Consider the following 11,721-nt stretch of genomic DNA (forward strand, 5'->3'; position numbering starts at 1 on the left):
ATTTTATCTCCGTATTGAAAGAAATAAATCCTTCGCTTTTTGTGATGGTATATTTGGTTGAGCCGCGATTCTTGTTGTTGAACTTTTTATCAAATACGCAAATAAATCGAGTGCCTGGATTTGCCAATAGTCCGGTAATTTTCCTTCTTCGTTATTTTTATACGCACTTATATTAAAGTTATTGAGCGCCAAGCCGTCCTTTTCAAAATGCTCTTTAAGATTATCCTTCATAGCTGGCCTGACCACTATATCAGATTTAGTCCACGCAATTGCTACTGGCCGATTATTCAGGCTATTTGTTAACCGATTATATAAATCTTTTAGATCATCTCTTGCTGTTCCCCTGTCTGGGCCTGCCAGTTCTTCGCAATCTGCTACTAAAATAAATGAACTACTGTGTTCATGTATCCAATTAGGGGTTTGAGAAGTAGCACCGTCCAAATTCGTTGCCCAATCTTTGAACCATTCCCCTTTAGCATCTGTAATAAGAATATCGAATAAACGACCATTAGCATCTTTCAATCCAAGGTGTAAAAGGCCAGGAATTCGTCCAAACGATCCGGGGGTATGCGGTGGAAACGAAATGTCATTTCCTGGCTTCCAAGTCATGTAGTAAGCTAATGTCTCCCAAGCAGGCAACGTGTAAGAACCAGCAAATTGATATTCACCGACGTTTTCCCCCCGCCTTAGCAAACAGTAAAGCAACGTTAGTAATGTGGTTTTTCCTGAATTTTGAACTCCAATAAGCCCGACAACAGACAATGTACGGCTTGCTGCCAAGTCGGAAATATCTCTTTGACCCAAACTTATGCCAGCCCATGGAATTAGCTGTGCGACCCTCTCTACCGAATCTGCCGGTTTTTTGGTTGATGGGCCGGCGTTGTAATGCTTACACTTACCTATTGTATTGAGTGAATGACCTATGCTGCATCCTGTTACTCCAGGCATGCAATCTTCCTGAGTGCAACTTCCTATCATTATTTTGCCGCAATTTTATTCGACTGAATGTCGTGAAGAATTATTACTGCCAGTCCCGCATAATTTATTGCAATTGATTCATCGATGCCTGTTCTTTGTTTGAAGTTTGTAATAGTTTCCTTCTTGATTACCAGTAATTGCAGGAACTGGGTTATTGAAATTCTACCTACTTTTTCTTCAATAAGATTTAGGCTATAATCAATGTTTAAGTTTGAAAACTCATTCAATAATTGGTTAAAGGTTTTTTTCTCATCTTCTTTAATACAGGTTAACACCGTTTCCCTTAAGATATAGTCAACGCTTATGGGATAGAGGGGCGGAATGCTTTCACCAAGGTCTTTTGCCATAGACAATGAAATCAGCGGTGCGGTCATTTCCCTATAGCTCATGTTACCAGAGTTAGAATAAAGGGCTTCTTTCCACCAAAGAATATGGCTTCGCAACCTTAATTTTTCGGTTGATTTTAGAGTACTGGTTAACGTTTTTGTAAGATCGTTTCTGAAAGCAGTGAAAAAATCGTTTATAGGTTTATCGATTTGTAAATTATTTAGAGCTTTAGTCAACGAGTTGAATCCATTAGAAAAAACAGTGAAAAAAGTCTCAGAAGCTTTAGCAGAAAATTGATCTACCCATTCCTGTCGCAAATTACCCCATCCCTGGTTATTGTAGTGGCCATTACTGGTGTTTTGGGTGATTTGTTCGCCATTCATCGATGCCTCATTTAAGCCATTCTTTATTACTCCTTTTTCAAATGAAACATTGGTTAGCTGTAATTTTCCAATTGTAAATTCTGGAATATTAATGGACTTAGCATTATCAACCAATTCCCATTCTTTGGTTGATATCTCTTCAGCAATGGCACCTATTGCGCTTAACCAATCTTTTAGGAGAGCCGATTCCGGCCTCTCGTTAACAAATTGAAAATAGTTGCTGCCAGTCAACCAAATTATATTAGCTAATTCTGGGTTTTGTTTAGTTACACTATGTAAAGCTTCCAATATAATCGCTCTCAAAAGTGTCTTCGGCCTTTCCGGATATTTATTTCTTAATAGTTGCCATTTTTTTTTCAAGAGGTCTTCTACTTCTTCCAATATAGGATCGTCGTGCGGAATGTCCTGATCCAGTGCAACGAGTGTACTGGCGATTATTTTGCTTTTGGTCTTCAATAAAGATTTTTCAAAGACCGGAATGGTGGCCGTTAGGAATTGATAAGTGGAATTATCTTCTGCTATCGTGAAAAGACGTGCATCTAAAAAGAGCTGTAAATACTTATAAGCCATGTGATGGATAGGATTTATCGTAAATTATAAAATTATGGGAATTAAGATGATATAAAAAAACAAATATTGTAAATTGATCTATTAGGTTTATCAATGTTGAAAAAACGCCCTCTGTTTACACCGCTTAAGACAATTAGCAATGTAAACAGGGGGCGTATCGGGGCCGGCATCGCCGGCCCGCTGCACAATTTCTAAAAATTTTAAAATAATTGGAGGGCACCTTTAGGGAGGCACCGTATATGCCGTAGTCTTTTTGATACTATCGGCAATCACCAGTAACAGTGCCCAACTTGTTTTCCTTTTTCTCCTTCTTTTGGGAATAGTGGTTAAAAAGCAAACCATTCATAGCAGTTCACAAATGCGGAGCGGTTCGGGGCCAGTGCCCGAACAGTGATGCTATTGCGCAAGGATAGCGCCTGTTTTGACGATAGGAAAATTAGGCGCACCGTTAGGGATTGACGCGGCATCCTGCGTAGCAGGTATAGCAGAAAGCCCGGCCGCAGGCAACGGCAACGCATTATTTAGAAAATTTTAAAGATATTAGCCGCTCAAACCTTTATCCAAATGAGTTTAAATAGCCTTGTCCCGTTAAGACCTGATGCCAACTATTATGGTATTCAAATGGCGAATACTGAACACCGTACATGGGAGCAATCACCCGATGAAAGCATTAGCCAGTTAACTTATAACTGGGAAAATGTGGACGCAAGTATTTACCACCCATTGCGGGATGTGATGATCGCGGTCGCTCAAGCTTATCCAGATGTAGAAAAAGCAGAAGTGAAGCGCATGGCTAACGCCATCAAAGACTTGCAGCGTATGGAACTTTCCGATCCGGTTTTCGCCGTGGATGGGCAAAATATAGAAAAAATAGGCTTTATCGCAGATAAAGAAATCGTTACCGAGCGAGAGGTCAAGTTAGCGGTGCAATGGCTCAACCAGGAAGAATTTGGAACAGTAGTCAAACCAGTATTTGATACCCGCTTAGAGATACAGCGGCTGACGCCTTACCAGTTATCCGTTATCGAGGAACAGTTCCCTAAACAAATGGAGATCGCTTACGAATTATTACCCGTAGCACGTATCGCCGGAGATCACCGTGCTTTTGAAAGTTTCAGCATGGGGAATGTTGTAGAGAAGATACCGGAAGAAAGCCAAAAAGAAGATAAAGGTGGAACAGTTACGGTTTTTTACGGCACTAACCGCATTCCCGATGGCGTAGTAGATGGTAAACAACAATATCAAAATAATGACCACGATGAATTGCATTATGGTACTTGTGAAGTACAGTTGCCTGAAGGCCATGTTCAGGGAGAGTTGGAGCGTCCCGGTTGGTTCGTTCCAGAAAATGAGCATATCCATGTTGTGGTCAAAAAGGTCATTGAAACGAACGAAGCTGAGTTTATCGAAGACTTTAAACAAAAACTGGCTGAAAGGCCAAAACAGCACGCGCTGATTTTCGTACATGGTTACCGTACCACCTTCGAAGAAGCCGCATTACGGGCGGCACAATTAGCCTGGGATATACCCTTCGCGGGCTATACCGGATTTTTTAGCTGGCCTTCTGCGGGTAAACTTTTGCCTTATTTTGGCGATGACCGGCAGGCACGCGGCAGTGTAATGGTGTTTAAACAATTCATTAAAACCTTACTTGAGATCAAAGAGATCGAGCAGTTGCACTTTATCGCGCACAGCATGGGAAGCCTGGTACTCACCCTGACCGTAAAGGAACTGACCTATGACCCGAGCGTCGCTAACGACCTGGGACGAATCTTTCAATTGATACTTGGGGCACCAGATATCGATAAAAAAGATTTTAAGGATAACATCCTGCCCGCCTTTAGCGGTGTTGGGCAACAGCGCACTATGTACGCGTCCGACCACGATCTCGCGCTGGAATGGTCAGGCGTATTCCGGAGTTTTAAAGAAAGAGTTGGCCATGTTGGCGAGGATATCTTTGTTGGAACCGGATTAGATACGGTAGAAGCCTCCAACTTAAAAACGCCGAGCAGCCACAGTTATCTCTTTCAAAGCAAAGAATTATTAAGCGACCTTTATTACCTGCTCACACAGGGATTACCGCCAAATCAGCGCCGGTTAAGACAAATCCAGCACCAACCACGACCTTATTGGTTATTTCCTAAATAAAAGACCCGTCTGCAAATTCATCCATTTTTTATCTTATCGGTGTCAAGTACACAATGACGTCATGTTTCAACAATCAATAGATAATGGTGGAAACAAAGGAGTCAATGTTTTAAAAACTTTACTGGTCCAAAATATAAATGATGAGTTAAACAATATCAGACCGTTGCATTCAACCTATTCCTTATGGTCCTTTCTAAGGGTCATGGACACTATCATCGTTTATTACAAAAGCGACAACGATTTGTTGAAGGTTCTTGAGCGATTGAAATTTTGGAAGTGCAGCATGGGGTGCTTGCGCTGTCAAGAACTTTAATTTAATCATTCTTTAAACGAACGGGTTTTGAATAACCGTCGCTTCATCAAACAATCACTTCCATACAATAGTGTCTTTTGTCATATCCGACTCGGAGTATATCGGATAAACTTTGCTTTGCAATTACTCACCTTTGTTTCAAAACAACGCAAGTCAGCTTGGGTTGCAGGAAGTTAAGCTCATCTGAGCTTAACCAAACTGAATGTCTAACCAAACAAAGGAAAGCTATGGCAACAGAGATCATCACCCGTGAGGATTTAGAAGCGTTTGGTGAACGCTTACTAAACCAGATGAAAGTACTATTGACTGGCGGTTCAGCCGAAAGCGAACCGCGTAAATGGATCAAGAGCTACCAGGTCAAAAACCTGCTCAAGATCTCGAGCAACACCCTTCAAACCCTTCGTGATAACGGCACGATACCCTTCACCAAGATTGGCGGTATACTCTATTACGAGATGGATGCAATTCAAAAAGTCCTTCGCGGTGAAGCGCAATCCAAACGTATACGTTTGGCGAGGTAAAGACTGTCTTCACAAATCGGAGCAAGCCATGTTTTCGCTACGCTTAAACGGCTTGCTCCTTCGGAGATAAGCAAGATTTTGCACTTCGTTTAAAATCAAAGATCATGGGAAGACCGGCTTTACAGGAAGAAGATAAAAGGATCATTCAGGTCAACATCCGGCTCACGAAAGAAGAGAACGATATGGTTTGCACCTACGCCCAGGCATCGGCAATGACACCAGCCAACTGGATCAGGCAGAAAGCTTTTACCGGCAGGTTCCCTGCCATCAAACTTTCACCGGTAAATGCAGCACTTTACCGGGAGCTACATAAGATCGGCGTTAACCTGAACCAGGCGGTGAAGCAACTGAACGCCGGTAAACTATCACCGGCATTTCTAACCATACTAAGCGCTTTGATCAAAACGCAGAAGGACATTCTTAACTGCTTAATGAAATGACAGCGGATCAGGTAAAAGGAAAGGGATTCAGGGGAGCATTACGCTACAACCTGCAAAAGGTTGAGCAAGGTAAGGCGAAAGTCCTGGATATGACCTTTACATCGGGCAAAGAGGATTCTATCATGCGTGAGGTGGCGTTGGTCAGAATGTTAAGACCCAACCTTCAAAAATACTTCTATCATACATCCCTCAACTTTCCGCCAAATGAGAACCTCGGTGATGAACAAATGAACATGATTGCAAATGAATATTTGAACAATATGGGATTTGACCAGCACCAGTACGCCATCTTCCGGCATTACGATGCAGATCATCCGCACCTGCATATCCTTGTGAATCGTATTGGCTACGATGGTAAAGTGGTATCTGATAGCAAAGACTATCATCGCAGTGAGCAGGTGCTGCGAAAGCTGGAAAAGCAGCATGGCTTAACCGAAGTCATATCCAGCAGACAAGCGCAGGAACGAGCAATGACTAAGAATGAACTGGAGATGATTAAGCGGACGAATGTGCCATCCTCTAAAATGCAGTTACAGGAGATCATTAAAGATGTGCTCAGTAGGAAGCCAGATGCAGTACAGTTCATTGAGGCTTTAGAAGCGAAGGGAATCAATGTATTGTTTAACCAAGCCAGCACCGGCTTTGTAAGCGGCATATCCTACGGCTATGAAGGAATGCAGTTCAAAGGGGCTCATTTAGGTAACGGGTATAAATGGCAGGCTATTAAAAATGCTATCAGTTATGAACAAGAAAGAGATCGCACAGCAATTCACCAGGCAAATGTTAGGACAAGAGACTTTCAGCAATCAGCAAGAGCCTGTGAATCGGCCGCAAGAGGAACAGCAACTGGAACTTACGCAGATACAAAAGTTGCTGCCGGAAATCGAAAAAATGTACAGCAAGGCACTGGAAAACTACAGGATCAGATCAGAGCAAAAGATAGCAGACACCAGCAGGCGGCTGGAGCTGATGGACAGCACAGCAACCAACCTCGCCTTTCAAATACAAAGGATAGTTTCCAGCGCGGAGCAAATATACAAGGCCAACAACAAGGTGGGCAGCAGGTGGGTCATCAAGCTTTACCTGGTAGCGATCTTATCAGGAATTTGCTCGGCACTGATCACCCTGCTGGTGATATGGATCAAAGTGCATTGAATGAGTTCAAACGCAAGCGTAAGAAAAGGAAAGGGCAAAAATTGGGTTAGTAATGGCTTTTGATCACAAAACCTTTCTCGGCCTTTTCTTTCGTTCCTCGGTGCCTGGCCTTGATACCTTTTGATAAACGGGCTGTCTTTGCGGAGAAGAGAATTTGGGCGCATAGCTTGGTTTTGCTGCGGTGTCCTCATTGATCTTAACGGTGAGTTGTTTCCCATTCATATCAGTACCATCCAGTGCTTCAGCAGCCGCTTCAGCTCCTTTCCTGTCATTCATTTCGATAAAGGCATAGCCTTTACAAATACGCGTTTTCTTATCACGAACTATCTTGATGGTGCTGATGTCACCATATGGTGCAAACAATTTGGCCAGCTCCATTTCATCGATCTCCAGCGGAAAGCCGCCAACAAATAATTTAACTAATTCCATAAGTGGCTGCAAATGTAGAGATATAGAAAAATAGATTTCTGCATTTGTAGAAATGAACATTTCTATAAATGCAGATGTTAGAAATGCATAATTCTGCATTTCTAATAAACGAACCAGAAAGTCACGATAACAAATAAAAAAAGCCCCATATGGAGCTCTAGATTATTTTGAATTCTTTAAAAGTTCTATTTTCTCTCGCTCACTTTGCAGTAACCGCTCGTATAATTCAATTACTTTTTCAATTGGATTGAAATTGTTTTGAATTGAATTGTCGTGAAAGTTATTGATGTTGTTAAAAACAGAATCTTCGGTAAAGTGCTTTAAGCCTTCAACGGTCACACCTAATACATGAGCGATCTTTGCTAAAGCGTCTTCTTCCACCTCGGCACTTTGCTCAATCTTAGAAATGGCTTGCTGGCTGATACCTAACTCTGTTGCCAGCGTTTCCTGCTTCATACCACGCAACTCACGAAGTTTACTGATCTTTCTCCCGATATGTAAAGTCTCTGCCATGGCGTAAATGTATCAATTATTGTAAATGTACGAAACAACCGCATTATTGTAAAGTACAAATCGTTGTGGTTCGCCACGTAAGAGTACTTCTATTCTTTTGTGTTGCTGGTCAATACAGGCCGGTCGCAAAAGCATCAGTCATGGACTTAAAGCAATATGATGTACAGACCTTTCATCCCAGGTATCTTGACCAGGATGAGGTCAACGAGCCTTTTAAGGTGATCCGTGATTTCTTCGCCGCTGACTGGCTACCCGGACATTTAGAAAGCTTATTAGAATGGCGGAGATATGTGATCGAAGAGGGTTACTACACAGACCAACATAAGAGAAGTCCTGCTGGGTTACTTTTTACCCACCAGTTAAACGCCAGGCTAATTGAAGCGATTTATTTAATCAGCCGTACCAAAAGGGCATTGAAGCTTGCTGGTGCCATTCATATCAACTTTGAGGTACAATTACAGCAGGAAGAACAGGAATGGTTGCATTATCCTATATACCTATCATCCGTCGAACGCATCAATCCATATTTTGCCATTAGTAATTTCTTCAAAGTCTATACAGTTGATCAGTACCTTGATTTACTTTATGAATGGCTGGAAACGGGCCTGTCTAATCACTCGGCAGATGAGTTTTTAGATACCAGTGATGTGATCTATCTCTACGAGAACGTGCAGAAGCTATATGAAGCCGCATGGGTCATCAAGCAGCGAGAAATTGAACCTACATTAAAAAAGAGTGCGGACGAGTGTGGAGAGACGGTAACTGCGCAAGTGAAACGGTATCCTGTAAGGCTGCCATTACTGAATTTCAATTGCAGGTTTAACGAAGCTATTACATCCGCTGAACAGCTTGGCTTAAATCAATTGGTAGAGATCATCCTTAAAGAGATTGAGTCTGTATTGTTGATTATTCATCTTGGGACACATCCTGATCCTGACACGTTTTATCTACTAATTATCACAGCGGAGAAAGACAAAACATCGGAACATCAACTCTTGGATAAGATCGAAAAGAAATGCGGTCACGTGATTAATGTTTGCGCTATCGTTCACAAGTCAGATGCTTTCCTTAGAGCGCTTGAAGAAGGATGCCGCTTTTTTATCAATGCTTTACAAAAAAACAAAATAGCTTACCATTCATCTAAATTGGAATTGCCTGAACTACGAAATCCTGATGAAAACTTCATCAAGAGCCAGGTAGAAGCCATATGGAAACGTTGGGGTAAGCAAGGTAAAGACTTTCTCGATACTTCTTTGAACTGATTGGATGACGGTAATTATAACTTATCGATGTTTCTTATGCATCAGGCAGTTGAAAGCACGCTGAGTTCCATTATCAGGGTCAATTTGGGTTATCGGCTTTCCATTCATAATTTAGCCAGGCAGCTAAGGATAACATTGATCTTTACAGATGATTTGAAAAATGTATTTGACTTTAGTGTAATTGAAGATGTACAGCTTTTCGAGTTGTTACAAACGGCCTATTCGGCAGCAAGATACAAAGACGACTTTAAGGCTGACAAGGATACAGTAAAGGCTTTATCGGATAAAATATGCAAGCTGTTCATAACCGCTGAAGGAATGTATAGCCAGGTAATGGAGCAACTCAAGGATTAGGCCTCGCAGTCAGGCAGACGGTTTCATTTCACCACACGCTACGCTCAGGGTTGCATTGCACCGACAGCCTTTCTGCCGCACAGGTAATACTATGGCTCGTTTTCTCTCACCATAGATTTGCCTTTTCCATTTTATATAAATTGGTCACTGCACCACCATCACAAAATTAGCATCGCAGGAAAACTGTCAAGGGTGTATAAACGCTGCAATTAATTGCTTTTAATGGAAGCAGCGCCCTTGACAGTTTTCCTGCTTGCTGCGGCCGGTTGTTTAAGCGATGCAATGGAATGGTGTATTTCGACTAACTGTTTGGTTTCTATGAACGATAATGTTCAGTTATCCTTTATTGATATTTGAATTGTTCGTCAATCAGGGTATTGAACAGTTTTAGAAATCGAAGTATCCACTCCGGTAAAATCTGGTTCGAATCTAGCTTCAGGAGTTTTGACTTTCTGAGCGGCAATTTTTTTTCGTTCCCAGACTCGGCATAATTCGAACCTACCTTGTGGAACAAAGGACTCTATTAAACGAATTTCATATAGCTTAATTTACGGGATTCGATTTCTCTACTGGCTGAGACTTATTGGTTCCTCTAAGATGATCCAGTTGTCAGGCACTTTTGATGATTATTCTCCACATTTGTTTTTTTAATAAGATATTTTCACTGCGCAGATAGGCTGCGTACATTGAAAATACTTTGGCGTTATAAAAAGATAGTTCAATATGCAGGTTAATTCAAAGGAGTATCAGGAGCACGCGATTTTTCATGAACTCACCATATATGCAAAATTATACGACAGCCTGTCGTTCTCAACTATGCACTGGGTTACCCAGGGTGTAAGCAGCCTTTTGAATATAAATACATATATTTTCAGCTCTATACAAGGGACCTTAGAATCGATTTCTGATGTCCTGAAACGGGGGCGGATCAACGACGGGTATGCCTTGCTCCGCAAGTACTACGATTCTTCGATCATTAACATTTATTCAAACCTGTACTTGAGTGACCATTTTTCTGTAGACAATTTTGTGGTTGAAAAAATTGAAAAATGGCGCCGGGGCACAGAATCTATTCCGGGCTTCGGTACCATGTCAGAATATATCCTTGCCTCCGGTAAAGTAAAAGAGATCACTCAGCTGCTCTACCAAAACGGGGGCTTTAAAAAGAGCTCATTCGAAGGGATCAGGCAACGATGTAACGATCATACCCACTATTTATATTACAATACTTTGCTGCTTAATGACAACAAGGTCTACGTGGATGAACGATTGCAGACCTTAGAAAGGTTCAGGAGTGATCTCCAGGAAATTTTTATGCTCCATCTGGGCTATCTGTTCTATATGAATGATCATTACATGATGTCCTCTGATTATATGGATTGCCTGGAATGTGGGGAGAAGCCAGACGAAGAGCTACAATACAGTGTAGCTCCCTTTGTCCAGCGAATATTTGATGCTGTAATTGAAAAATATAGACCGGATATTGCCAAAGCGATCAAAGACCATACAAAAATGCAATTGTCTTAATCAACTCTAATCTCAAAATGATGACCAACGAAGAGTTAAATAGCATGAAATCTGAAGACATGCAATTCATTACCGGGCTTAATGAGTTGTTTGTTAAAGTCTTTGCCATTAAGCCAGACGATGAACAAGCCAAGATGCGCAAGACACCTTCGGGCGAGTACCTTTGGCGGGTTCAAAGCCGAATCTGGGATATCCAGCAAAATATAGAGGATATCGCTTTAACTGAACAACTGATCAGCGCACATCATCCTGGGCTGTCAAGGCTGGATCGTACCGCCAATGCCGGGCAAATGATTCGCTATAATTATGAGAACTTTTTCTTACGCATGGGTAAGATGAAAGATCTTTTTTTGTTGTTGATCAACGAGGTGATGATGCTGAAAATTAAAAAAGGCCTCAACTTAGAAGCCAACATACTCAAGCTGCTGGCAAAGGATCATCCACACTTTCAAGGCATCTGGTCGCAGATCCAACAGAATTTGGATGAACTAAAACCCTACCGGAACCATGTGGCCCACAATGGGTTCATTACGATGCCGGACCTGGCTTTGGTCAATTCATTTTACACCATTGACGTAAAACACAAAAACCGGCTCGATCAATACCGTTATGAATTTGCCATTAGTGATACGCAAAAGGAGCTCGTGAAAAAAATTACCGCGATCATAAAGGCGCATTTGGCAAACATCGATCAGTATCTCAAACTGATCTACCTTTTTATAACAACACCTTTTTTTGATAACCTCAAGTCCCTTACAAAAAACAAGTGATTATTTGAATGTTTTTTTGCTGATGAGATTT

General features: G+C 41.6%; 12 protein-coding genes. 8 read left to right on the plus strand and 4 right to left on the minus strand.

Going from position 1 to position 11,721, the window contains the following annotated elements; translation table 11 throughout:
• Positions 1-3: 3 nt before the first annotated feature.
• Positions 4-948, minus strand: coding sequence for a TRAFAC clade GTPase domain-containing protein (locus ACYVNW_RS06075; RefSeq protein WP_460678954.1), 945 nt, complete (start codon positions 946-948; stop codon positions 4-6).
• Between the two features lie 29 nt (positions 949-977).
• Complete coding sequence (locus tag ACYVNW_RS06080) at positions 978-2,258, minus strand: GTPase-associated system all-helical protein GASH (RefSeq protein ID WP_460678955.1); 1,281 nt, start codon at positions 2,256-2,258, stop codon at positions 978-980.
• Positions 2,259-2,822: 564 nt separating this feature from the next.
• On the opposite strand from ACYVNW_RS06080, the gene ACYVNW_RS06085 reads away from it, so the two are divergent.
• The 4 genes from ACYVNW_RS06085 (at position 2,823) to ACYVNW_RS06100 (ending at position 6,885) form a co-directional block, all read left to right on the plus strand.
• Positions 2,823-4,406 carry an alpha/beta hydrolase gene (locus ACYVNW_RS06085; RefSeq protein ID WP_460678956.1) on the plus strand — a complete coding sequence of 528 codons (1,584 nt, stop codon included), beginning with the start codon at positions 2,823-2,825 and terminating at the stop codon, positions 4,404-4,406.
• A gap of 540 nt (positions 4,407-4,946) precedes the next feature.
• Positions 4,947-5,240 carry a helix-turn-helix domain-containing protein gene (locus ACYVNW_RS06090; RefSeq protein WP_460678957.1) on the plus strand — a complete coding sequence of 98 codons (294 nt, stop codon included), beginning with the start codon at positions 4,947-4,949 and terminating at the stop codon, positions 5,238-5,240.
• Between the two features lie 104 nt (positions 5,241-5,344).
• On the plus strand, positions 5,345-5,680 hold the full coding sequence (locus ACYVNW_RS06095) for a plasmid mobilization protein (protein ID WP_460678958.1): 336 nt from the start codon (positions 5,345-5,347) through the stop codon (positions 5,678-5,680).
• Positions 5,677-6,885: a relaxase/mobilization nuclease domain-containing protein gene (locus tag ACYVNW_RS06100; RefSeq protein ID WP_460678959.1), complete on the plus strand. Its 1,209-nt coding sequence runs from the start codon at positions 5,677-5,679 to the stop codon at positions 6,883-6,885. Before ACYVNW_RS06095 ends, ACYVNW_RS06100 begins: the two co-directional genes overlap by 4 nt.
• Positions 6,886-6,898: 13 nt before the next feature.
• On the opposite strand, the gene ACYVNW_RS06105 is transcribed toward ACYVNW_RS06100, so the two are convergent.
• Both ACYVNW_RS06105 and ACYVNW_RS06110 read right to left on the minus strand, forming a co-directional pair.
• Positions 6,899-7,264 (minus strand): RNA recognition motif domain-containing protein, encoded by a 366-nt coding sequence (locus tag ACYVNW_RS06105; protein WP_460678960.1) that lies wholly within the window; start codon positions 7,262-7,264, stop codon positions 6,899-6,901.
• Between the two features lie 162 nt (positions 7,265-7,426).
• Complete coding sequence (locus ACYVNW_RS06110; protein WP_460678961.1) at positions 7,427-7,777, minus strand: helix-turn-helix domain-containing protein; 351 nt, start codon at positions 7,775-7,777, stop codon at positions 7,427-7,429.
• A 140-nt stretch (positions 7,778-7,917) separates the two neighbouring features.
• Between ACYVNW_RS06110 and ACYVNW_RS06115 the strand changes: the two genes are divergently transcribed.
• The 4 genes from ACYVNW_RS06115 to ACYVNW_RS06130 all read left to right on the plus strand — a co-directional run bounded on the left by ACYVNW_RS06115 (position 7,918) and on the right by ACYVNW_RS06130 (position 11,690).
• Positions 7,918-9,039, plus strand: coding sequence for a hypothetical protein (locus ACYVNW_RS06115; RefSeq protein WP_460678962.1), 1,122 nt, complete (start codon positions 7,918-7,920; stop codon positions 9,037-9,039).
• Entirely contained in the window at positions 9,040-9,393 is a 354-nt protein-coding gene (locus ACYVNW_RS06120; RefSeq protein ID WP_460678963.1) for a HEPN domain-containing protein, read from the plus strand.
• A gap of 723 nt (positions 9,394-10,116) precedes the next feature.
• Positions 10,117-10,920, plus strand: a complete 804-nt coding sequence (locus ACYVNW_RS06125; protein ID WP_460678964.1) for a hypothetical protein — start codon at positions 10,117-10,119, stop codon at positions 10,918-10,920.
• Between the two features lie 17 nt (positions 10,921-10,937).
• On the plus strand, positions 10,938-11,690 hold the full coding sequence (locus ACYVNW_RS06130; protein ID WP_460678965.1) for a Cthe_2314 family HEPN domain-containing protein: 753 nt from the start codon (positions 10,938-10,940) through the stop codon (positions 11,688-11,690).
• Positions 11,691-11,721: the final 31 nt, after the last annotated feature.

The sequence above is a fragment of the Mucilaginibacter koreensis genome (genome assembly GCF_054783355.1).